The sequence below is a fragment of the Massilia sp. FBCC-B171 genome (assembly GCF_059134155.1).
The window spans coordinates 58387-80525 of the sequence record NZ_CP101443.1 but is presented as its reverse complement, the minus strand read 5'-3'; the positions used below and the strand labels follow the sequence as shown (position 1 = coordinate 80525).

The 22139-nt window shown below is 62.2% G+C and carries 21 protein-coding genes; 17 read left to right on the top strand and 4 right to left on the bottom strand.

Annotation, left to right across the window (positions count from 1 at the left end):
• Window positions 1-2: 2 nt before the first annotated feature.
• The gene (locus NMB41_RS00435) at window positions 3-407 is read right to left on the bottom strand and encodes a DUF2750 domain-containing protein (protein WP_494380532.1); all 405 of its coding nucleotides are present in this window, start codon (window positions 405-407) and stop codon (window positions 3-5) included.
• A gap of 493 nt (window positions 408-900) precedes the next feature.
• On the opposite strand from NMB41_RS00435, the gene NMB41_RS00430 reads away from it, so the two are divergent.
• From NMB41_RS00430 to NMB41_RS00415, 4 genes are all read left to right on the top strand, one after another.
• A complete protein-coding gene (locus tag NMB41_RS00430) occupies window positions 901-1056 on the top strand; it encodes a class IIb bacteriocin, lactobin A/cerein 7B family (RefSeq protein ID WP_494380531.1) in 156 nt (51 codons plus the stop codon).
• Window positions 1057-1082: 26 nt separating this feature from the next.
• On the top strand, window positions 1083-1265 hold the full coding sequence (locus tag NMB41_RS00425; protein WP_494380530.1) for a hypothetical protein: 183 nt from the start codon (window positions 1083-1085) through the stop codon (window positions 1263-1265).
• 600 nt (window positions 1266-1865) lie between these two features.
• Complete coding sequence (locus NMB41_RS00420; protein WP_494380529.1) at window positions 1866-3200, top strand: HlyD family secretion protein; 1335 nt, start codon at window positions 1866-1868, stop codon at window positions 3198-3200.
• Window positions 3201-3381: 181 nt separating this feature from the next.
• Window positions 3382-5424 carry a peptidase domain-containing ABC transporter gene (locus NMB41_RS00415; RefSeq protein ID WP_494380528.1) on the top strand — a complete coding sequence of 681 codons (2043 nt, stop codon included), beginning with the start codon at window positions 3382-3384 and terminating at the stop codon, window positions 5422-5424.
• Between the two features lie 96 nt (window positions 5425-5520).
• Here the strand turns inward: NMB41_RS00415 and phbB are convergent, their stop codons facing one another.
• Both phbB and NMB41_RS00405 read right to left on the bottom strand, forming a co-directional pair.
• The gene (phbB, locus tag NMB41_RS00410; protein ID WP_494380527.1) at window positions 5521-6261 is read right to left on the bottom strand and encodes an acetoacetyl-CoA reductase; all 741 of its coding nucleotides are present in this window, start codon (window positions 6259-6261) and stop codon (window positions 5521-5523) included.
• Between the two features lie 80 nt (window positions 6262-6341).
• Window positions 6342-7520: an acetyl-CoA C-acetyltransferase gene (locus NMB41_RS00405; protein WP_494380526.1), complete on the bottom strand. Its 1179-nt coding sequence runs from the start codon at window positions 7518-7520 to the stop codon at window positions 6342-6344.
• Window positions 7521-7881: 361 nt separating this feature from the next.
• On the opposite strand from NMB41_RS00405, the gene minC reads away from it, so the two are divergent.
• From minC to NMB41_RS00340, 13 genes are all read left to right on the top strand, one after another.
• The gene (minC, locus tag NMB41_RS00400; RefSeq protein WP_494380525.1) at window positions 7882-8661 is read left to right on the top strand and encodes a septum site-determining protein MinC; all 780 of its coding nucleotides are present in this window, start codon (window positions 7882-7884) and stop codon (window positions 8659-8661) included.
• 35 nt (window positions 8662-8696) lie between these two features.
• Entirely contained in the window at window positions 8697-9512 is an 816-nt protein-coding gene (minD, locus tag NMB41_RS00395; protein WP_494380524.1) for a septum site-determining protein MinD, read from the top strand.
• A 1-nt stretch (window position 9513) separates the two neighbouring features.
• Complete coding sequence (gene minE, locus NMB41_RS00390; RefSeq protein ID WP_193687891.1) at window positions 9514-9765, top strand: cell division topological specificity factor MinE; 252 nt, start codon at window positions 9514-9516, stop codon at window positions 9763-9765.
• A 397-nt stretch (window positions 9766-10162) separates the two neighbouring features.
• Window positions 10163-10855 (top strand): response regulator transcription factor, encoded by a 693-nt coding sequence (locus tag NMB41_RS00385; protein ID WP_494380523.1) that lies wholly within the window; start codon window positions 10163-10165, stop codon window positions 10853-10855.
• A 211-nt stretch (window positions 10856-11066) separates the two neighbouring features.
• On the top strand, window positions 11067-12347 hold the full coding sequence (gene hemA, locus NMB41_RS00380; RefSeq protein ID WP_494380522.1) for a glutamyl-tRNA reductase: 1281 nt from the start codon (window positions 11067-11069) through the stop codon (window positions 12345-12347).
• A gap of 87 nt (window positions 12348-12434) precedes the next feature.
• Window positions 12435-13511 carry a peptide chain release factor 1 gene (gene prfA, locus NMB41_RS00375; protein WP_494380521.1) on the top strand — a complete coding sequence of 359 codons (1077 nt, stop codon included), beginning with the start codon at window positions 12435-12437 and terminating at the stop codon, window positions 13509-13511.
• Window positions 13512-13614: 103 nt separating this feature from the next.
• Window positions 13615-14100, top strand: a complete 486-nt coding sequence (locus NMB41_RS00370; protein ID WP_494380520.1) for a disulfide bond formation protein B — start codon at window positions 13615-13617, stop codon at window positions 14098-14100.
• A complete protein-coding gene (gene prmC / locus NMB41_RS00365) occupies window positions 14097-14921 on the top strand; it encodes a peptide chain release factor N(5)-glutamine methyltransferase (RefSeq protein ID WP_494380519.1) in 825 nt (274 codons plus the stop codon). The genes NMB41_RS00370 and prmC overlap by 4 nt, the downstream gene beginning before the upstream one ends.
• A gap of 162 nt (window positions 14922-15083) precedes the next feature.
• Window positions 15084-16190, top strand: a complete 1107-nt coding sequence (locus NMB41_RS00360) for an IS481 family transposase (RefSeq protein WP_494379720.1) — start codon at window positions 15084-15086, stop codon at window positions 16188-16190.
• A 149-nt stretch (window positions 16191-16339) separates the two neighbouring features.
• Window positions 16340-18349: a DUF885 domain-containing protein gene (locus NMB41_RS00355; RefSeq protein WP_494380518.1), complete on the top strand. Its 2010-nt coding sequence runs from the start codon at window positions 16340-16342 to the stop codon at window positions 18347-18349.
• A gap of 134 nt (window positions 18350-18483) precedes the next feature.
• Window positions 18484-20082 (top strand): glutamate--cysteine ligase, encoded by a 1599-nt coding sequence (gene gshA / locus NMB41_RS00350; protein ID WP_494380517.1) that lies wholly within the window; start codon window positions 18484-18486, stop codon window positions 20080-20082.
• 8 nt (window positions 20083-20090) lie between these two features.
• A complete protein-coding gene (locus NMB41_RS00345) occupies window positions 20091-21143 on the top strand; it encodes a histone deacetylase family protein (protein ID WP_494380516.1) in 1053 nt (350 codons plus the stop codon).
• Window positions 21144-21158: 15 nt separating this feature from the next.
• Entirely contained in the window at window positions 21159-21611 is a 453-nt protein-coding gene (locus tag NMB41_RS00340; protein WP_494380515.1) for a GNAT family N-acetyltransferase, read from the top strand.
• 20 nt (window positions 21612-21631) lie between these two features.
• Here the strand turns inward: NMB41_RS00340 and NMB41_RS00335 are convergent, their stop codons facing one another.
• Window positions 21632-22072, bottom strand: coding sequence for an FKBP-type peptidyl-prolyl cis-trans isomerase (locus tag NMB41_RS00335; RefSeq protein WP_494380514.1), 441 nt, complete (start codon window positions 22070-22072; stop codon window positions 21632-21634).
• Between the last annotated feature and the right edge of the window lie 67 nt (window positions 22073-22139).

Sequence of the window (22139 nt, the reverse complement as noted above, 5' to 3'; positions counted from 1 at the left end):
TGTCAGTCCACAGGGTTGGCCGGCAGGCCCGCGCCTTGCGACAGCCGCGTCGCCAGGTCACGGCGCAATTGGGCGTGCGTCGGCGTGAGCCCGTATTCGTCGGGCGTGTAGGTGATGCCCGGCAGGATGCCGTCGGCTTCGAGCTGGGGCAGCAAGTCCTCGAACAATTCCTGCAAGCCGAACTCCTGGGGCAGGTAACCCGTCCACTCGAGCACGGCGCATTGGGCGGCCAGCTCGCTCGTCGGCCACAGCGGAAACACCAGCGCGCCCTCGTCGGTCTTGCCGATGGCCCAGCCGTCGCTCACCAGTCCCCAAACGCGGCCGGTATCAGCGACGCGCCGGATGAAGTGGTCGTAGCGCAACTGCTTTAGGCGAACGATGACGGAAGGGTTGTCGCTGCTTACCATGGTGTGTTGGCTTTGCCGTGGGCTGTCGTACAGGATACAAAAGATAGCCCGGGTTGGCCGCGCCCTTGGCAGCCGAGGAAGTCCTGAAAAATAGGTTGGACTATTGAGCCTGCGCGAAAATTCATCATAGACAAAACAATGCATTTCAAAATCGCTCTTCTCGTCCTAGGTCTTGGGTCATGGCTTCGACCTTGGCCCCCGGGATTTATCAACAATTAAGCCAACACCTCTGTAAACATTGATGAAATCCAATATTACGTTGCCTATGCGCATGCTACTTTCCTCCTAGCAACAACCGCAGGCAACATGGAGGTAATTCGTGAGCATTTATGAAAATCTAGTTTCATTGGAGCAATCTCTTCCTCGCGAAACGAGAATAGCTCTTGTAATGTTCTTTATCGTGACAGCAATGAATTCTGCGTGTGAATTCGGAGTTGGCATTGGTCAGGCTCTTTACTACCTCACTCATTAATTTATTAAAGGAAAATTTATTATGCAAGAGCTTAAACAAGACGAAATTGACAGTGTCAATGGAGGAATCGCGTGGTTCGCTGTAGCCGGAGTAGTTGGCCTTGGCATTGCGTTAGGATTCGGCATCTATAATGGATACCAAAAAGCAAAAAGCGACGATTCAAGTAAATCCAAATAAGCGTTACTATTTCAATAGGAGGAATTATGCAAAATGAATTGTATTTTCCGAAACAGAATTCAAAATTTTATGAACTGAACGAAGACGAGGTGGGACAGGTCTCGGGCGGATATTGGATAGGTGTCGCAGCTTACATGGCAGCTCTTAATGGAGCACACAGCCTCGGTGAAAGTATGGGCAGAGCCATTTATACCGCTATGTATAAATAAATGCCGATCCCTCCGCTGCTCGAGCGCCGGAGGGATCCTCATTTAAGCACGCCGGTTTAATGCAGTCATCTTTCGCCGTGGCGGATCAAGCTATCAAAAATATGCAAAATTACTCCGCTATGTTTTTGCAATTTGGACTGTGCTCCGCCAGCCGTGAAAAAACATTCGCTGAGACGGATGAAGGAAAAAGCCGGAGAGTGCCAAGACAAAGCGTGCGTACAAAGGTCGAGCACCCGTTCAGCTGCTGAAGAAAAACCTGTTTCGGCATCGTAGGACGCGTTACGGAGAACTAGCGAATACTATTATTCAATACCTGTCTTGTTCGCGCTTGCCCATCGGCCGCTGGCTGGCCGAATTTTGTAAGCGATCGCGCCCGAACTACGTCTTGAAAGCAAACGCGTGCTGCAACATGTCGAAATTCATTGGTAGTCCGGTAGACACGCAAAAACCAGCATATCCCGTCCATCGTTTTCCGATCATTGTTTTACATTGGTCTTAAGAGACCAACCTTTTTAAGTACTCCTTAGTAACGCCAACTTCCAGATCATAAATATTTCACACTGCAAAAAACTCGTCATCGGCTTTTAAGAGGATATTACCTTGCGCGATACTTTGACCACCTCGGGCGAGCAGGTAGAAAAAATACCTGTTAAAGAACCTTCCATATCCACGTCTGAGACCTTGTTTCGGCGGCAGGCCATTGACCATATCACGGTTCGCCAGTATGGCACGGTCATTCTGACTCGCCCTGTCAGTCATGTAATTCTTACTTGCATGTTCACGGCACTGGTACTTCTGCTCATCGCATTTTTCTTGTTTTTCGAGACGACCCGCAAAGCGCCGATCCAAGGCATGCTGGTTCCTACCGCCGGGGTGATCCGGGTTTTTTCTAACCAGATCGGCGTCATCAAAGAAATCCGCGTCAAGGAAGGTCAGTTGGTGCGCGAAGGCGAGATATTGTTCGTCGTGTCCAGCGAGCGCAGCACTTCCGCGCCGCGTTCTACGGAAGCATTGATCTCCGAATTGCTGACGCAGCGCCGTGACAGCTTCCATAACGAACTACAGCAGGCCAAAGTACAGACTAGATATCGCCACGCAGCCCTGCAGCGACGTGTGCACGACCTGCAGGGGGAAATCAAGCGGCTCGACAACCAAGCACTCATGCAAAAGCAGCGCGTTGCGCTGTCCGAACAAACGGTGGCGCGCTTCGCTCAATTGAAGGCAACTAATTACATATCGCCAGCGCAACTACAAGAACGGGAAGCCGAGCTGCTCGACCAGCACCAGCGCTTTCTCGATATCGAACGGGCCCGTTCCGCGATCCAACGCGACCTAGCAAGTACCTTAGCAGAGATACAAGACCTCACCGTGCAAGCGCTGCGCGACGAGAACGCCCTACGCCGCAATGCGTCGACGCTCGAGCAGGATCTGACTGAGAACGAGGCACGGCGCGAGATTCCAATCCGTGCACGCCAGAGCGGGACAATCACGGCAATTACCTCTAATCTCGGCCAGGCTATCAGCATCTCCACTTCGCTGGCATCGATTCTGCCCGAGGGCAACAAGCTTGAAGCGGAAATGTATGTGCCTTCCCGTGCCGTCGGCTTCATCAAACCGGGTATGACGGCACTACTGCGCTACCAGGCTTTTCCCTATCAGAAATTCGGTCAACACCGGGCGCACGTGCGCGAGGTTGCTACCACGTCGGTACGCCCCGAGGAACTGCCTACCTCGGCGGCAGCCATGCCAAGCACGGCCCAGTCGGAGCCAGTCTACCGCATCCGTCTCGAACTCGACGAACAAACCGTCCAGGCGTATGGAGCAGCGATGCCGTTGCGCTCCGGCATGCTGGTCGACGCCAGCGTTATGCTCGAACGACGCAAGCTATACGAATGGGTATTAGAACCACTGTTCAGTATCTCCGGCCGCATGTAAGCGAACAAGCATTTCCTCCATCCTGCCGTGTGAGCGTGGCACGGCAGCAGCTTCCCACACTTCTGATAGCAGCTGAACTATGTACCTTCCTATTCTTTCCCATCTAACATTCTGGAACAGCCGCCGACTACCCGTCTTGCTGCAGACCGAAGGAGCTGAGTGCGGTTTGGCATGCGTGGCCATGGCGGCCAGCTATTGGGGCCATCAGATCGATATCCCGAGCATGCGCCGTCGCTTTTCGGTGTCGATGAAAGGCGTCAATCTGAAAGGTTTAATGGCAATGGCGAAGGGCCTGTCTCTGCAGACGCGCCCGCTAAAGCTGGACCTCCAGCATTTGCCTGAGCTGCAGCTGCCGTGCATCCTGCATTGGGACCTGAACCATTTCGTCGTTCTCAAGTCTGTATCGACCAAGCACATCGTCGTGCACGATCCGGCGGTTGGCGAACGCCGCATGGTAATGGCTGAGTTCGCCAAGCACTTTACGGGAATCGCGCTGGAGCTAACCCCGACTGCGCAGTTCGAGCGAAAGGAAGATCGCCAACAGTTTTCCCTTGTATCGCTAATGGGGCGAGTACTGGGTCTGCGCCGCAGCCTGTTGCAATTGCTCGCACTCGGTCTGGCACTGCAAGTCTGTGCGCTGGTCGCGCCCTTCTACATGCAGTGGATCGTGGACGAGGCACTACTGGCGTCGGATCGCGACTTGATCACGGTACTAGGTTGCGGGTTCCTGCTGCTGATGCTGCTCCAGACCGCGATCGGTGCCGTACGTTCTTGGGTTACTACAGTGATGTCCACCAGTCTGAACCTGCAATGGCTGGGCAATGCGTTTGTCCACCTTCTGAAGCTGCCCCTACCCTACTTCGAGAAGCGCCATACGGGCGACATTGTCTCACGCTTCAGTTCGATTCAGCGCATCCAGACCAGTCTGACGACGGAGTTTGTTGAAGGGATCATTGACGGTGTCCTGGTGCTGGGCACCCTTGTCATGATGCTCCTCTACAGCACTACGCTGGCAGCGGTGGCTTGCATTGCCGTACTGCTGTACGCGCTACTGCGCTGGGCGATGTTCCGTCCTTTGCGAGATGCGAATTCGGAGGAAATCATTCATGCCGCCAAACAGCAGAGTCACTTCATGGAGACGGTTCGGGGCATGCAGAGTATTCGCCTGTTCGGACGCGGCGAAGAGCGCCGTTCTGGCTGGATGAACTCATTGACCGACGAATTCAACGCTCAACTGCGTATCGCAAAGCTCGCGGTCTCCTACCAGACAGTCAACATTCTACTGTTCGGAAGCGAGCGCGTGATCGTTGTCTGGCTTGCTGCGCTCAGTGTGCTTAACAACGAATTCTCGGTCGGAATGATGTTCGCCTTTATCAGCTATAAAGACCAGTTCAGCCAGCGCATGGCAAGCCTGATCGACAAGCTGTTCGAATTGCGGATGATGCGCCTGCATGGAGAGCGCTTGGCCGACATCGTGCTTACGGAAGCAGAACGGGATGACGAGGCGGTAGAGGTCGATGTCAGCCATCTCACGCCTTCGATTGAGATAAGGAACCTGAGTTTCCGCTATTCCGACAGCGAGCCGGCGGTTATCCATGAACTTAACCTTAACATCCGAGCTGGGCAATGCGTGGCAATCACCGGGCCGTCTGGTTGCGGAAAGACAACTCTGATGAAGCTGTTGCTTGGTCTTCTCACGCCGACCGAAGGCGAAATTCGTGTTGGCGGGATCCCATTGGATACGCTCGGTCTGTCGAATTACCGCTATATGCTAGGTACCGTGATGCAGGACGACACTCTTTTTGCCGGATCGATCTCGGATAACATCAGTTTCTTCGATCCGATGGCCGACATGCAACGTGTTTACACATGCGCTGCACTCGCCGCCATCGCACCTGAAATCGCCGCCATGCCTATGGCTTTTAACACCTTGGTAGGTGATATTGGTACAGGACTGTCGGGCGGACAGAAGCAACGCATCCTGTTGGCGCGGGCCCTGTACAAGAACCCGAAAATCTTGGTTCTGGACGAGGCAACTAGTCATTTGGACGTGTTGAATGAACAGGCGGTGAACCAAGCTATTCAGCAAATTCCACTTACTCGCCTGATCGTCGCGCACCGTCCGGAAACAATTCAAATGGCAGAGCGCGTGATTGTCCTGCATGGCGGCCAAGTTGTTCAGGATGTCAATAAGTCCGCCCCTAATGACGAGCAAGCGGCTTGACGACCGACGGCAGTAGCTTCATAAAAAAGCCGGAACAGTTATTTGTCCCGGCCTTCTTCCCAGTTTGAGCGCCCTTAACAGGCATTCGGTGAACGATCAAGACATGTGCTGCCCGCCATTGATCGCGATATTCGCGCCGGTCACGAAAGCGGCTTCGTCCGACGACAGATAGGCGACCAGGCCGGCGACTTCGTCCGGCTTGCCGAGGCGGCCCATCGGAATTTGCGGGATGATCTTGCTTTCCAGCACTTCACTTGGGATCTCCATCACCATCTTGGTGCCGATATAGCCTGGCGAAATGGTGTTGACGGTCACGCCCTTGCGCGCCACTTCCAGCGCCAGCGCCTTGGTGAAGCCGTGCATGCCGGCTTTGGCGGCCGAGTAGTTGGTCTGGCCGAAGGCGCCCTTCTGGCCGTTCACCGACGAGATGTTGATGATGCGGCCCCAGCCGCGTTCGACCATGCCGTCGCAGACCGGCTTGGTCATGTTGAACACGGAATCGAGGTTGGTCTTCATGACCGCGTCCCAGTTCGGCTTGTCCATCCTCTTGAAGGTCATGTCGCGCGTGATGCCGGCGTTATTCACCAGCACGTCGACCGGGCCGACTTCCTTCTCGACCTGGGCTACGCAGGCCTGGGCCGAATCATAGTCGGACACGTCGCACGGATAGGCCTTGAAGTTGAAGCCCTGGTCGCGCATCGAGGCCAGCCAGCCCTCGGCCTTGGTATTGCCCGGCGAATGGGTCGTGACGACCGTATAGCCGAGTGCCGCCAGCTTGATGCACACTGCCTCGCCCAGACCGCCCATACCACCCGTAACTAAAGCTACTCGTGCCATTGTCTTCTCCAATTTTTTTATGTCGATCAGTCAAGGGGCTGCGCTCGACCCCGCAGCGCCCTCACGCACTACAGGACCCGTCAATCGCGCTCTACCGCCAGCGCCACGCCCATTCCGCCGCCGATGCACAGGCTGGCCAGTCCGCGCTTGGCGTCGCGCCGGATCATTTCATGCAGCAGGGTCACCAGCACCCGGGCGCCGGAGGCGCCGATCGGGTGGCCGAGCGCGATCGCGCCGCCGTTGACGTTGATCTTCGACGTATCCCAGCCCATTTCCTTGTTGACCGCCACGGCTTGCGCGGCAAAGGCTTCGTTGATTTCCATCAGGTCGACCTGGTCGTGGGTCCAGCCGGCCTTTTGCAGGCACAGGCGCGAGGCCGATACCGGGCCCATGCCCATGATGGTCGGGTCCAGGCCCGAGGACGAATAAGCCTTGATGCGCGCCAGCGGGGTCAGGCCCAGTTCGCGCGCTTTCGAGGCGCTCATCATGATCACGGCGGCGGCGCCGTCATTGAGGCCGGACGCATTGCCGGCGGTGACAGTGCCTTCCTTGTTGAAGGCCGGACGCAGGCTGCTCAAGGCCTCGATCGTGCTGCCCGCTTTCGGATACTCGTCGGTGTCGAAGACGACCGTGCCCTTTTTGGAAGGGATCTCGATCGGGATGATTTCGTCCTTGAACTTGCCGGCCGCCTGGGCTGCTTCGGCCTTCAGCTGCGAGTTCAGTGCGAACTGGTCCTGCTCGGCGCGCGAGATGTCGTACTTGCGTGCGACGTTCTCGGCCGTGACGCCCATGTGGTACTGGTTATAGACGTCCCACAGGCCGTCGACGATCATGGTGTCGACCAGTTTCGCGTCGCCCATGCGGAAGCCGTCGCGCGAGCCGTTCAGGACGTGCGGCGAAGCGCTCATGTTTTCCTGGCCGCCGGCAATGACGATGCTGGCGTCGCCGCAGCGGATCGCCTGGGTCGCCAGGTGGGTGGCCTTCAGGCCGCTGCCGCAGACTTTATTGATGGTGTAGGCCGGCACCATGTCGGGCAAGCCGCTCTTGATGGCGGCCTGGCGCGCCGGGTTCTGGCCGACGCCGGCGGTGAGCACCTGGCCCATGATGACTTCGCTGATGCTGGCCGGATCGATACCGGTTTTCGCCAGCAGCTGGCGGATGACTTGCGCGCCGAGCTCGGCAGCGGGAATCTTGGCGAGCGACCCGCCGAATTTGCCGACCGCGGTGCGGCCGGCGGCTACGATGACGACGTCTTCCATTGATATCTCCAGTTCTGGACTTAACCAGGTTGAAGGGCCGCGGTCGCCCGCTATGCCCTGTAGCGATGGTTCGGCTGCACACCCGGGATGCTGCGCACGGCTGCCGATTCGGCCTGGCGGAAACCTCGCATGTTAGTTTTCACGCTCGCGTTTACGTTTGAGCGAAGTCAATCTTATCAGCTTATCCACGGAAAACAACCAGTAAAGCCAATAGGTTGCTAAGGGGTTCCGCAGGGTGTTTTCCGGCAAAATACGGAACGTGATCAGACCGTCAGTTGCCCTATGGCATGATAGGGGAAATGCTGTCCTTCTCAGCAAATTTCACAGTAGAATGCACGGGCTAATCCAACCTGAACCATTTATGTCGAAAAGCCCGTCCAGCCTGCCCATCGAAATCAAGATCTCCACGGTCGTCGCCATCTCGGCGATCCTGCATTCGAGCGACCCGATTGCGATCGATGCGGCCCTCAAGCAGATGACCGGCGGCGTCTCGGACTTTTTCGAGGATGAATTCGCGGTGATCGACGTCGGCGCGATTGCCGCCGACCGCACCTATATCGACTGGCGCACGCTGGTCGACCTGCTCAAGAAATACCGCCTGAACGCGGTCGCCGTGCGCGGCGCCACCCCGGACATGAGCGAGGCCATCAAGGCGCGCGGCCTGGCGCTCGACGACGGCGCCGGCGCCGACCGTGCGCGCGAAGACGTGGCCGCGGCGGCCGCCGCCGTGACGATCGCGCCGGCCGCGGCGCCTGCCCCGGCGCCGGTGCCCCCGGCGCCGCAAACGCTCGCGCTGCCGGCGATGATCGTCGACACGCCGGTGCGCGCCGGCCAGCGCGTGTATGCGCGCGGCTGCGACCTGATCGTCACCGCGTCGGTCAACAATGGCGCCGAGATCATTGCCGACGGCAGCATCCACGTGTACGCGCCGATGCATGGCCGCGCACTGGCGGGCGCCTCGGGCAATGCCGATTCGCGTATTTTCGGCCTGTCGCTGCAACCTGAACTGGTGTCGATCGCAGGCGTGTACCGCACCTTCGACGACGGCTTCCCGGCCGAGCTGGCACGCCAGCCGGCACAAATTCGCCTGGTCGGCGACCGGATCGATATATCATCGCTGACTCCGGCTTCGACGCGCTAGGCCAGGCACTACCAGATACTGTAAAGGACACTTTTGTGGCAAGAATTATTGTTGTGACGTCCGGCAAGGGCGGCGTGGGCAAAACCACCTCGAGCGCAAGCTTCTCCACCGGCCTGGCCCTGCGCGGCCACAAGACCGCCGTGCTGGACTTCGATGTCGGCCTGCGAAACCTCGACCTGATCATGGGCTGCGAACGCCGCGTGGTGTACGACCTGGTCAATGTGGTCAATGGCGAGGCGACGCTGAACCAGGCCCTGATCAAGGACAAGCACTGCGACAACCTGTTCATCCTGCCTGCCTCGCAGACCCGCGACAAGGATGCCCTGTCGGAAGACGGCATCGAGCGCGTGCTCAACGAGCTGGTGAAAATGGACTTCGAGTTCATCATCTGCGATTCGCCGGCCGGTATCGAACATGGCGCCCTGATGGCCTTGACCTTCGCCGATGAGGCGCTGATCGTGACCAACCCGGAAGTGTCCTCGGTGCGCGATTCCGACCGCATCCTCGGCATCATCCAGGCCAAGTCGCGCCGCGCCCAGACCGGCGGCGAGCCGGTCAAGGAACACCTGCTGATCACCCGTTATTCGCCCAAGCGCGTCGAAAACGACGAAATGCTGTCCTACCAGGACGTGCAGGAAATCCTGCGCATTCCGCTGATCGGCATCATTCCGGAATCGGAATCGGTGCTGCACGCATCGAACCAGGGCAATCCGGCGATCCATTTCAAGGGTACCGACGTGGCCGAGGCGTATGAGGACGTGGTCGCCCGCTTCCTGGGCGAAGAGCGTCCGCTGCGCTTCACGAACTACGAAAAGCCGGGCCTGCTGCAGCGCATCTTTGGGGCAAAATGACATGGCCTTGCTCTCATTCCTGTTCCCTGAAAAGAAGAAGAGCGCGACTGCGGCCAAGGAACGGCTGCAAATCATCATCGCACGCGAGCGCACCAACCGCACCGGCCCGGATTTCCTGCCGGCACTGCACCGCGAACTGATCGAAGTGATTTCGAAGTACACCAAGGTCAACGCCGACGACATCAAGATTTCACTCGACCGCCAGGGCAACCTGGAAGTACTCGACGTGAACGTGGTGCTGCCCGACGCCTGAGGCATCGAGGTCCCCTGCTCCAGCAAAGGCGTCCGGTTCCACCGGGCGCCTTTTTTCATTTGCGGCCCTGCCCGCCCTCTCTGCCACCCGTCCTACATCGGGTAGCACGCCTTTTTTACCTGCAAGTTGGTAAACCCAAGAAACACTGTTGTTTTTTGGCCATGGATGTTGCATTTCTGCGGCAAGAGTTCAAGCTAGGGGCACTCCTACAAAAGTGTCGGAATTGAGCGCGCATAGAGTGAGAAATGCTGAGAGAACGCCCCCATTGTTCATCATCTACCTTCTTTCGTTAAAAAATGGAAGTTTACGATTAGCATTATTTTGTCAAAGTCTGATATAGTCGGTTTAACGTTGTAGGACTCATCCTACGAACGAATTTGACAAATAATGTGCCTCCATGAGAATAGCCGTCCTCGATAATGACCGTAGTCAAGCAGACCTCGTTTGCCAGGTACTCAGTGCCGCCGGCCACAGTTGCCAGTTCTTTGACAGCGGCAAGGATATGGTGGCGCAGCTGCGCAAGGACAGTACCGATCTCCTGATCATGGACTGGCCTGCCGGCGACGCGGGGTCGGCCGACATCCTGCGCCGCGCCAAGGAGAAAATGGCCCCCGACGCCCCGGCGATGTTCCTCGTCAACGGCAGCGCCGAAGACGACATCGTGGCCGGCATGGCCGCCGGCGCCGACGACTACCTGGTCAAACCCTTGCGCCGCGGCGAGCTGGTGGCCCGCGTATCGGCCCTGCTGCGCCGCGCTTATCCTGCCCAGACCGGCACCGAGCAGCTGCAGTTCGGTTCCTACGTCTTCGAGACGCGTCCGGGACGCCTGCTGAAGGACGGCAGCGTCATCGACGTCACCCAGAAAGAGTTTTACCTGGCCCTGCTGTTCTTCCGCAACATCGGCCGCCCGCTGTCGCGCGCCTATATCCATGAAGCGGTGTGGGTCCGCGAAACGGCCGTGCCCTCGCGCACCATGGACACCCACGTGTCGCGCGTGCGTAACAAGCTCAGCCTGCGTCCGGAAAATGGTTTCCGGCTGGTGCCGGTGTACAGCTACGGCTACCGCCTGGAAAAGCTGGGCGCCGCGTAAGAGCGCCTAACAAAACCATCATGGCAGCGTTGCAACGCCTCGCCGTACCTGCGTACTGTCTTCGGCGCTGCGCCTTGCCCTGACGGTTTTGTTAGGCGCTCTCTAAGTGTCGGATTGGCCCGCCGCACCCATGCGCGGGCCGCCCGGGGCCGCATGCCCTGCGCGCATAGGGGTATAATGATCCTCACCGTTTCCCTTCCTTCACCCCAGCATGCAATTGCTCGCCGTTGGCCTGAACCACACGACCGCACCGGTCTCGCTGCGCGAGCAGCTGGCGCTCGGGCCTGAGCAGCTGGGACGTGCCGTCCACTCGGCGCGCGAATGGTTCGGCCGCTTCGGCGGCGATACCCCTGGCGGCGACGAAGCGGCCATCCTCTCCACCTGCAACCGCACCGAACTGTACGCCGCCAGCGGCGTGCCGCAGCCGCTCGACGCCTCGGCCCAGTTCCTGGCCCACTACCACGCCCTGAATTACGCCGAACTGCGTCCGCACCTGTACATGCTGCCGCAGGGCGACGCCGTGCGCCACGCCTTCCGCGTCGCCTCCGGGCTCGATTCGATGGTGCTGGGCGAGCCGCAAATCCTCGGCCAGATGAAGGACGCGGTGCGCACCGCCGACCAGGCGGGCGGCCTGGGTACCTATTTGCACCAGCTGTTCCAGCGCAGCTTTGCCGTGGCCAAGGAAGTACGCACCACCACCGAGATCGGCGCCCACAGCGTGTCGATGGCGGCGGCCTGCGTGCGCCTGTCGCAGCGCATTTTCGACAGCATCGCCGACCAGCACGTACTGTTCATCGGCGCCGGCGAAATGATCGAACTGTGCGCCGCGCACTTCGCCGCGCACAACCCGAAATCGATCACCATCGCCAACCGCACCATGGAGCGCGGCGAGTCGCTCGCCACGCGCCTGAACGCGCGCGCGATCCGCCTGGCCGACCTGCCCGACTGCCTGGCGCAATTCGACATCGTCGTCTCCTGCACCGCCTCCACGCTGCCGCTGCTGGGCCTGGGCCTGGTGGAGCGCGCCATCAAAGCGCGGCGCCACCGCCCGGTCTTCATGGCCGACCTGGCCGTGCCGCGCGATATCGAACCCGAAGTCGCGCGACTCGACGACGTGTTCCTGTACACGGTCGACGACCTGGCGCAAGTGGTGCAAACCGGGATGGAAAGCCGGCAGGCGGCCGTGGCCCAGGCCGAAGCCATCATCGAGACCCGGGTCGCCTCTTTCATGCACTGGATCGGCGACCGCGCGGTGGTCCCCGTGATTCAGCAACTGCACGAGTCGAGCGAGGCGCTGCGCCTGGCCGAACTCGAACGCGCCCGCAAACTGCTGGCGCGCGGCGAAGATCCCGACGCCGTGCTCGAAGCTTTATCTAAAGGCCTGACCGCCAAATTCCTGCACGGCCCGCAGCAGGCGCTGCACCGCGCCGAGGGCGACGAGCGCGCGCGCCTGGCCAGCCTGCTGCCCCAGCTGTTCCGCGGCCGCCGTTAGCGCTTATTTTCCGCAGTTGCGCCTCCCCGGGCGCGTCCCGGCGTTCGCGCGCCGCCCCGTCATCCCTTCTGCACGACTGAAAAAACTATGAAACCATCGATGCTGGCCAAGCTGGACCAACTCGCGAACCGCCTGGTCGAACTCGACGAATTGCTGACCCATGAAGGCGCCACCGCCAACATGGACAATTATCGGAAGATGACGCGCGAGCACGCCGAGATCGGCCCGCTGGTCGCGCTCTACCGCCAGTACCAGGACGCGAATGGCGACATCGCCGCGGCCCAGGAGATGCTGGCCGATCCGGAGATGAAAGAGTTCGCGCAGGAGGAAATCGAGTCGGCCAAAGCGCGCCTGGCCGCCCTCGATCTCGACCTGCAAAAGATGCTGCTGCCAAAAGATGAAAACGACGAGCGCAACATCTTCCTGGAGATCCGTGCCGGCACCGGCGGCGACGAATCGGCCCTGTTCGCGGGCGACCTGCTGCGCATGTACACGCGCTTTGCCGAGCGCAATCGCTGGCAGGTCGAGATGGTGTCGGAGTCGAGCTCGGACCTGGGCGGCTACCGCGAAGTCATCGTGCGCGTGATCGGCAATGGCGTGTACTCGAAACTCAAATTCGAATCGGGCGGCCACCGCGTGCAGCGCGTGCCGGCCACCGAAACGCAAGGCCGCATCCATACCTCGGCCTGCACGGTGGCCGTGATGCCCGAGGCGGACGAGGTCGAAGACGTCAACATCAACCCGGCCGACCTGCGCATCGACACCTACCGTGCTTCGGGCGCCGGCGGCCAGCACATCAACAAAACCGATTCGGCGGTGCGCCTGACCCACCTGCCGACGGGGATCGTGGTCGAATGCCAGGACGACCGCAGCCAGCACAAGAACAAGGCGCAGGCCATGAAGGTGCTGGCCGCGCGAATCAAGGACGTGCAGCTGCGCGAGCAGCAATCGAAGGAAGCGGCCACCCGCAAGAGCCTGATCGGCTCGGGCGACCGCAGCGAACGGATCCGCACCTACAACTTCCCGCAGGGGAGGCTGACCGACCACCGCATCAACCTGACCCTGTATAAACTCGATTTTATTATGGACGGCGACCTGCTCGACCTGACCAATGCGCTGGCCGCCGAGCACCAGGCCGAATTGCTGGCGGCGCTGGGCGATTAAGGCCGCGCTAAGTCAGTCAGGTCTTGCCAATGTGAAAATGCGGCGGCGGTTCCCGCGTATGCGAGAATCGCGCCCATCTCCCGACCACGAAAGCTATCAAGCGATGCCACGTTCCCGCACTCCACTCCTGATCATTTCCCTCATCAGCTTCGCGCTGGTCGGCGTCGCCGTCTACCTGCAGCACGCGCACGACATGCTGCCCTGCCCGCTGTGCGTGATCCAGCGCTACCTGTTCCTCGCGGTCGGCATCGCCGCCCTGGCCGGGGCCCTCTCCGGCAAGCTGCGCGCCGGCGCCGGCGTGGCGCTGCTGGCGGCGCTGGGCGGCCTGGGCGTGGTCGGCAAACATTTGTATGTGCTGGCCAATCCCGGTTTTTCCTGCGGTATCGATCCGATGGAGACGGCGCTGAATAAAATCCCGACGGCCACCCTGATGCCATGGCTGTTCAAGGCCGAAGGCCTGTGCGAGAGCGCCACCGACGGCATCCTGGGCCTGTCGATCCCGCAGTGGTCGGCCGTCTGGTTCGTGCTGCTGACGCTGGCCCTGGTCTGGTTCCTGGTGAGTAAAACCCCGGGACGCTACGCACGATGAAGATCGCCGCCGGCGCCACCGTCAAAGCGCTGCAGGCCGGCCTGCCGCTCGACCCGCTGGAAAACCGCATCCTGCTGTGCCATGCGCTGGCGCTGACCCGGGTCGGCTTGATCACCCAGTCCGAGCGCGTGCTGAACGACATTGAGGCGGCGCAGCTCGCCGCGCTGGTGGCGCGCCGCCAGGCGGGCGAACCGATCGCCTATATCGTCGGCCAGCGCGAATTTTTCGGCCTGCCCTTCCAGGTCAGCCCGGCCGTGCTGATTCCGCGCCCGGATACCGAACTGATCGTCGAACTGGTATTGGAACGCCTGGTCGCGCGCGCGCGCCTGCTCGACATGGGTACCGGCAGCGGCGCGATCGCGGTCGCCGTGGCGCACACGCGGCCTGACGCCGCCGTCACCGCCCTCGACCTGAGCGAGGAAGCGCTGGCGGTGGCGCGCGCGAACGCCGCCGCGAACGGCGCCGCCGTGCGCTTCCTGCGCAGCGACTGGTTCACGGCATTGAACGACGAAGCATTCGACCTGATCGCCTCGAATCCCCCGTATATCGCTTCAGGCGACGAACACCTGGCGCAGGGCGACTTGCGCTTCGAGCCGAGCGGCGCACTGACCGATTTCGCCGACGGCCTGGCGGCGCTGCGCACCATCATCAAGGGCGCGCCCGCCCATCTGGTCGCCGGCGGCTGGCTGCTGCTCGAGCATGGCTATGACCAGGCCGAGGCGGTGCGTACCCTGCTGCTTGACGCCGGCTACACCGAGGTCCGGAGCTGGCGCGATCTGGGCGGGATCGAGCGCGTCAGCGGCGGGCGCCGCGCCTCGTAGGGTGGGCACTCCGTGCCCACGCGGAACTTTGCGCCGTGTTGGCACGGTTTTGTTCAGCACAGGGACATAGGTAACACTTGTCTAGAGACATAGGTAACACTTTTATGATCATTGCACAGCCTACAAATGGAGTGTGCGATGCCCTGGAAAGAGAGTAACCAAATGTCTTCTCGACTCGAGTTTGCGATGTTGGCGGCAGAGCCCAACACGGACATGCAGGCCCTGTGCCTGTCTTTCGGCGTCAGCCGAAAGACAGGCTACAAGTGGCGCAATCTCTACCTCGAACACGGCAAGGAGGGCCTGAACGACCGTTCCAGGCGTCCGTTATCAATGCCCCGACGCTGCAGCGCCAGAGTCGAGGAACAGGTATTGGCATTGCATAAGAGGTACCCGTGCTGGGGAGCGCGCAAGTTGCGTGCCTTGCTGCCTGACGACATTGCGCCGCACCCAAATACGATTGCCGCGATCCTGCGTCGGCATGGTTGCCAACTGGTGCCGCAATCCGATCGAACCAGGCCGGCAACGAAGCGCTTCGAGCATGAGGCGCCTAACCAGCTTTGGCAAATGGATTTCAAAGGTCATTTCGCATTGACCGATCCACGTGCCGGCCGTTGCCACCCGCTGACTGTTCTGGACGACTATTCGCGCTTTTCCATCGCATTGACTGCCTGCTCGGGCGAGACTGGCGACGAGGTGCGCAGCGCGCTGACGCGGGCATTTCAGTTGTATGGGCTACCCGAACGAATTACCTGTGATAACGGCCCGCCATGGGGAACGTCAGGACACGAGACCTTATCGCGCCTGGAAGTCTGGCTCATTCGTCTTGGAATTCGCGTCAGCCATAGCAGGCCGCTTCACCCGCAAACCCAGGGCAAGGACGAGCGCTTTCACCGTACGCTCAAGCGCGACTTGCTCGCACGCTTCGGCTTCAATTCGATATCGGCATGCCAGGTCGCTTTCGATGAATGGCGTGACCAGTACAACCTGATACGCCCCCACGAAGCCTTAGGACAGAAACCACCGATTACGCGATACCATCGCAGTGCCAGGGCTCTTCCGGCTCAGCCACCGGCTATTGAATACGACCATGAAGACATCGTGCGCCGGGTCCGGCAACATGGCCAGCTCACCTTCAAAGGACACGACTACTTCGTCGGCGAGGGTTTAACAGGTGAGCACGTAGCCATCCGTCCAGCCAACGAAGACGGGCTCTTCCAAGTGATTTTCTGTAACCGAGAGGTCACCCAAATTCAACTTACAAGGCGCTAAAATTTAACCCGGCAGTGTCACCTATGTGTCTAGACACCTGTTACCTATGTGTCTGTGCTATACAGGTTTCCCCCCCCCCGCAGGCTGCGCGGTGCGCGGCCTTCTTGTCAGCGTTGTTACAATGCTCACATCCCCACCTTCCTTCCCCGATGCGACGCCTACTCGCCCTCCTGCTGCTGTCCACCGCACTGATCCACGGCGCCGCCCGCAGCGGGCCGGGACCGGCGGCGGCGCTGTTCGAGCGCGACTGGCAGTGGCGCCTCGAGCAGTACCCGGAGTACGCGACCTCGCTCGGCGAGCGCCGCTATAACGACCGCCTGACCGACCTGTCGCTGGCCGCCGTGCGCGCCCGGCGCGAGCACGCCCGCAGCATGCTCGATGAAGCGCGCGCCATCGAGCGCGCCGGCCTGGGCGCGCAGGAACGCCTGTCGCTCGACCTGTTCGTGTTCGACCAGGAGCGCCAGCTCGCCACGCGCGCTTTTACCCTGGTCGACCCGCAAGCGCTGACGGCCTGGGACGGCCTGCACGTGCGCCTGCCGCGCCTGGTCGCCCAGACGCCCTTCGCCAGCGAAGAAGACTACCGCAATTACATCGCCCGCCTGAACGCCTTGCCCGGCCACGTCGACGGCCTGATCGAGCAGCTGCGCGAAGGCGTGAAGAGCGGCTGGACCGCGCCGAAAGCGAGCATGCGCGAGGTGCCGGAGCTGCTGCGGGCGCTGCGCAAGAACCTCAACGAGGGTCCGCTGGGCGCGCCGCTGCGGCGCATTCCCGCCACCATCGACAGCAAGCTGCGCGAGGAATTGCTGGCGGCCGGCACGGCGGCCCTGACCGACAGCGTGGCGCCCGCCCTGCGGCGCCTGGAAGAGATGGTGCGCAGCGAATACCTGCCTGCCGCGCGCGAGACCCTGGGCGCGTCCACCCTGCCCGGCGGCCCCGGTTACTACGCCTTCCTGGCTCGGAATGCCACCGGCGGCGAACTGACCCCGCTCGAACTGCACGCGCTGGGCCTCAAGGAAGTGGCGCGCCTGCGCGCCGCGATGATGCAGACCATCGGCCGCACCGGCTTTCGCGGCAGCCTGCCCCAGTTCCTCGCCTTTGCGCGCGACGACAAGCGCCTGTTTGCGCGCGAGCCGGAAGTGCTGCTGGCGCGCTACCGGCGCGTGATCGAGCGCGCCACGCTGCGCCTGCCGGCCCTGTTCGGCACGCTGCCCGACGTGGAGATCGGCGTCAAGCGCCTCGGCCAGGCCGGCGCCGGCAGCCAGGTGGCGGCCTATTACGAAGCCGGCACGCTGGAACGCAGCGCGGCGCTGGTGGTCAATACCGAGCGCCTCGATACCCAGCCGCTGTGGGAAGTCGAAACGCTGGCCCTGCACGAAGCCGTTCCCGGCCACCACCTGCAAGTGGCGCGCGCGCGCAGCCTGCGCGAGCTGCCGGCATTTCGCCGCAACGGCTGGGACGACGCCTTCGGCGAAGGCTGGGCCACCTATGCCGAGAGCCTGGGAACGGAGCTGGGCTTCTTTCGCGATCCATTCTCGCGCTTCGGCTACCTGAACGACGAGATGTTCCGCGCCGCGCGGCTGGTGGTCGATACCGGCATCCACGCGCTCGGCTGGCCGCGCCAGCAGGCGCTCGACTATTTAAATGCGAACACCGCCAACGCGCTGCAGGACAACGAGGTCGAGATCGACCGCTACATCGCCCAGCCGGCACAGGCGCTGAGCTACAAGGCGGGGCAATTGCGCATCAGCGCCATGCGCGAGAAGGCGCAGGCGGCGCTCGGCGCGCGCTTCGATACGCGCCGCTTTCACGATGCGCTGCTCGGCAACGGCGTGCTGCCGCTGCCGCTGCTCGAGCGCGAGATGAATAAATGGCTGTCGGTCCAGGTGAACGGGCCGGAGCCGGCAGCCGCCGCAGCGCCCAAGGCCGGCGCCACGCCGGCCCCGGCGCCGGCGCCTGCCAAGCCGCCCGCCGACACCGCACCCGCCAAGCCTGCCGCCGACGCTGCCGATGCCCCGGCCGCGGCACCGGCCAAGCCGCCCGACAAAGCGCCCGCGACCGCACCCGGCAAGCGTCCCGGAGAAGACGCGCCCCCGGGGCGCACGCCCGAGCCGGAAGCGGCTGGCGCGCTGCCCGCACCGCCCCCGCCCGCGTCCGGTTGAAGGCAGCGCCGGGCGCCGCTCGGGCGCGGCCGGCGGCGGCCCCGGGAAATGATCCGGCCACCGACGCGCTGCCCGATTTTCGGTTACTCTCTGCACCAAATCATCGCTATGGCAGTATAAGAAAGGAAACACCCGTGTCGAACCAACTGACCCGCCGCCTGGCCCTGCTGGACGACGATGCCCACCGTGGCCTGCTTGGCCAGGGCCTGCGCGGCATCGAACGCGAAACCCTGCGCGTCGACGCGCACGGCCAGCTCGCGCGCACGCCTCATCCGGTCCAGCTCGGCTCGGCGCTGACGCACCCGCAAATCACGACCGACTACGCCGAGGCGCTGCTCGAATTCATCACCCCGGCCGAGCACGACATCGGCCTGGCGCTGCACCGCCTCGACGCGATCCACCGCTTCGGCTACGCCAAGCTGGGCGACGAGATGCTGTGGAGCTCCTCGATGCCGGGCGAACTGCCTGCCGAAGAAGACATCGAGATCGGCTGGTACGGCACCTCGAACATCGGCATGCTCAAGCACGTGTACCGCCGCGGCCTGGCCCTGCGCTATGGCAAGGCGATGCAATGCATCGCCGGCATTCACTACAATTACTCGCTGCCGGAGCAGCTCTGGGGGCTGATCCTGGCCAGCGACGGCATTCCCGAAGAGCGGCGCAGCGCCTTGCGCGACTTCCAGTCCGAAAGCTATATCGCCACCATCCGCAACTTCCGCCGCTATGCCTGGCTGCTGATGTACCTGTTCGGCGCCTCGCCGGCACTGACCAAGAGCTTCCTGCGCGGGCGCGAGCATGCGCTGGAAACGCTGTCCGACGATACGCTGTACCTGCCGTATGCGACCAGCCTGCGCATGAGCGACCTGGGCTACCAGAACGACGCCCAGTCCGGCCTGCGCCCGCACGAAAACAGCCTGGAAAGCTATGTCACGAGCCTGATGGATGCGGTCAACCGCCCGTATCCGCCTTACCAGGAAATCGGCACCAAACGCGATGGCGAGTGGATCCAGCTGTCGACCAACGTGCTGCAGATCGAGAACGAATACTATTCGACGATCCGTCCGAAGCGCGTGATCCGCACCGGCGAGCGGCCGGTGCAGGCACTGTGCAACCGCGGCGTGCAGTACATCGAGGTGCGCTGCCTGGACGTCGATCCCTTCGAGCCGATCGGGATTTCCATCGAGACCGGCCGCTTCCTCGACGCTTTTTTACTCTTCTGCGCGCTCGACGAGAGCCCGATGATCAGCGCCGCCGAAGGGCAAATCCACGCCCGCAACTTCGCGCGCACGGTCAAGGAAGGGCGCCGCCCCGACCTGACGCTCACCCGCGATGGCGAGGAAGTGCTGCTCTCGGCCTGGGCCGACGAGCTGATCGAACGCATCCGTCCGCTGGCGCGCCTGCTCGACGAAGAGCACAACGAAAGCGGCGTGCACGAAGCCTCGCTGGCGCAGCAAAAGGCCAAGGTCGCCGACCCGAGCAAGACGCCGTCGGCGCGCGTGCTGGACGAAGTGCGCAAACTCGGTTCGGCCGCGGCCTTCGGCCTGCGCCAGAGCGAACTGCATGCCGCCTACTTCCGCGAAAGCCCCCTGATGCCGGCCGAGGAAGCGGTGTTCGCCGAGATGGCGGCCGCCTCGCTGGCCGAACAGGCGGCGATCGAACAGCAGGACACCGGCAGCTTCGACGACTTCGTGGCGGCGTATAACACCAGTACCCTGTGCGGCAACCATCAGTAAGGTAAGCCTTGCTCACTTTTTATAACGAACACCATGCCCTGCACCGCGCGAGAGCTGCGCGGCCGCAGGGCGCGGCGGCGTTTGAAAAGCCCGAGCGGGTCGAGCTGGTATTGAAAGAGCTGCAGCGGCGCGCTCTGGGCGAGATCGTCACCCCGCACCGCGCGCCGCTGGTGTCGCTCGAACGCATCCACAGCGCGCGCTACCTGCATTTTTTACGCAGCGCCTGGAGCGGGTGGCTGGCGCTCGATCCACGCAATGCCGACCTTGACGCGCAGGCGGCGAGCTGGCCGGTGCGCGGCCTGCGCAGCGACATCGAGCCGGACAGTTTCAGCGGCTGCCTCGGCCTGTATTCGATGGACGCCACGCCGCTCACGGCCGGCACCTGGAACGCGGCGAAAACCGGCGCCGACTGCGCCATCAACGCGGCGCACGCACTGCGCCTGGGCCAGCGCGCCAGCTTCGCCCTGACCCGCCCGCCCGGCCACCATGCCGGCGCCGACTTCCTGGGCGGCGGCTGCTTCCTCAACAATGCGGCGCTGGCCGCCCAGCACCTGCTCGACGACGGCATGAAACGCGTGGCCATCCTCGACATCGACTACCACCACGGCAGCGGCACCCAGGCCATTTTTTATGGCCGCAGCGACGTGCTGACCCTCTCGCTGCACGCCGACCCGCGCATGGACTTTCCGTTTTATAGCGGCCACGCCGACGAAACGGGCGCCGGCGAAGGCAGCGGCTACAACATGAACCTGCCGCTGGCGCGCGCGACAAGCGCCGCGCAATGGTTCACGGCGCTGGAGACGGCCTGCCTGAAGCTGGGCATGTTCGCGCCCGAGGCGCTGGTGGTGTCGCTCGGCGTGGGCGCCCGCGGCGGCGATCCGGACGCCGGCGCGAACGCCGGCTTTGCACTGAGCGGCGCGGATTACCTGCGCATCGGCGAACGCATCGCCTGGCTTGGTGTGCCGACCGCCTTCGTGTTCGAAGGCGGCCAGGCGCAGGCCGACATCGGCATCCACACAGTCAACGTGCTCGAAGGTTTCGAGACGGCGGCCACTCTTTAACTCAGGGATTCACACATGATCGAATGGCAATGGTGCAGCTTCGCCGACCTCTCCGGCGCGCAACTGTATGAAGTACTGGCCCAGCGCCAGGGCGTGTTCATCCTCGAGCAAACCTGCCTGTATCCGGACATCGACGGCTACGACCTCGACGCCCATCACCTGCTCGGCTGGCGCGACATCGGCGGGCGGAGTGTGCTGGTGGCCTACCTGCGCTGCCTGGCGCCGGGCGCGAAATACGACGAGATGTCGCTGGGCCGCATCCTGACGACGAACGACGTGCGCGGCACCGGCGCCGGACGCGAACTGGTCGCCCACGGCATCCAGTACGCCGAGCAGCTGCACCCGGGCCACCGCATCCGTATCGGCGCCCAGCAGCGGCTGGAAAAGTTTTATCAGGATTTCGGCTTCGAGACCGTCTCTGCCCCTTACGACGAAGACGGTATCCAGCACATCGACATGCTGCGCTGATTGCAGCGGCTGAAAGGTACTTACTCTACCTTGGTCAGTTCGACGTCGAACAGCAGGCCCGCATTCGGCGGAATCGGTCCGCGCCCGGCGCTGCCGTAGGCGAGTGTCGACGGAATGGCCAGGGTGCGCTTGCCGCCCACCTTCATGCCGGCCATGCCCTGGTCCCAGCCCGCGATGACGGCGCCGGCGCCCAGCGTGAAGGCGAAACTGCCGGTCTCAAACTGCGGACCTTTGTGATCGGCCGCGCTGGCGCTGTAATACCAGCCCGTGTAAGTGACGGTGAGCTTCTTGCCGTTGGTGGCCGTGGTGCCGCTGCCGACGACCGTGTCGGTCACCACCAGGGTGGCCGGATTGCTGACGGCGATCGGCGGCGCACTGCTGTCGTCGCCACCGCCGCCGCAAGCGCTCAAGGTCAGTAGGGCGGCGCAGCAGGCGGCCAGCAGGGAAAATTTAGCTTGCATCGGGAACTCGCGGAAAGGTGTGTTTTAGAGGGAAAACACTGCACCTTACCAGCGCAAGGCATTCCAG

Bases quoted from the DNA above. Each gene is read 5' to 3' on its own strand.
- NMB41_RS00405 (WP_494380526.1), bottom strand. From the start codon at position 7,520: ATGGAAGACGTCGTCATCGTAGCCGCCGGCCGCACCGCGGTCGGCAAA.
- NMB41_RS00435 (WP_494380532.1), bottom strand. From the start codon at position 407: ATGGTAAGCAGCGACAACCCTTCCGTCATCGTTCGCCTAAAGCAGTTG.
- minE (WP_193687891.1), top strand. From the start codon at position 9,514: ATGGCCTTGCTCTCATTCCTGTTCCCTGAAAAGAAGAAGAGCGCGACT.
- minC (WP_494380525.1), top strand. From the start codon at position 7,882: ATGTCGAAAAGCCCGTCCAGCCTGCCCATCGAAATCAAGATCTCCACG.
- NMB41_RS00415 (WP_494380528.1), top strand. From the start codon at position 3,382: ATGGCGGCCAGCTATTGGGGCCATCAGATCGATATCCCGAGCATGCGC.
- NMB41_RS00355 (WP_494380518.1), top strand. From the start codon at position 16,340: ATGCGACGCCTACTCGCCCTCCTGCTGCTGTCCACCGCACTGATCCAC.
- NMB41_RS00370 (WP_494380520.1), top strand. From the start codon at position 13,615: ATGCCACGTTCCCGCACTCCACTCCTGATCATTTCCCTCATCAGCTTC.
- prmC (WP_494380519.1), top strand. From the start codon at position 14,097: ATGAAGATCGCCGCCGGCGCCACCGTCAAAGCGCTGCAGGCCGGCCTG.
- NMB41_RS00360 (WP_494379720.1), top strand. From the start codon at position 15,084: ATGTCTTCTCGACTCGAGTTTGCGATGTTGGCGGCAGAGCCCAACACG.
- NMB41_RS00385 (WP_494380523.1), top strand. From the start codon at position 10,163: ATGAGAATAGCCGTCCTCGATAATGACCGTAGTCAAGCAGACCTCGTT.
- phbB (WP_494380527.1), bottom strand. From the start codon at position 6,261: ATGGCACGAGTAGCTTTAGTTACGGGTGGTATGGGCGGTCTGGGCGAG.
- NMB41_RS00430 (WP_494380531.1), top strand. From the start codon at position 901: ATGCAAGAGCTTAAACAAGACGAAATTGACAGTGTCAATGGAGGAATC.
- NMB41_RS00335 (WP_494380514.1), bottom strand. From the start codon at position 22,072: ATGCAAGCTAAATTTTCCCTGCTGGCCGCCTGCTGCGCCGCCCTACTG.
- NMB41_RS00340 (WP_494380515.1), top strand. From the start codon at position 21,159: ATGATCGAATGGCAATGGTGCAGCTTCGCCGACCTCTCCGGCGCGCAA.
- prfA (WP_494380521.1), top strand. From the start codon at position 12,435: ATGAAACCATCGATGCTGGCCAAGCTGGACCAACTCGCGAACCGCCTG.
- hemA (WP_494380522.1), top strand. From the start codon at position 11,067: ATGCAATTGCTCGCCGTTGGCCTGAACCACACGACCGCACCGGTCTCG.
- NMB41_RS00425 (WP_494380530.1), top strand. From the start codon at position 1,083: ATGCAAAATGAATTGTATTTTCCGAAACAGAATTCAAAATTTTATGAA.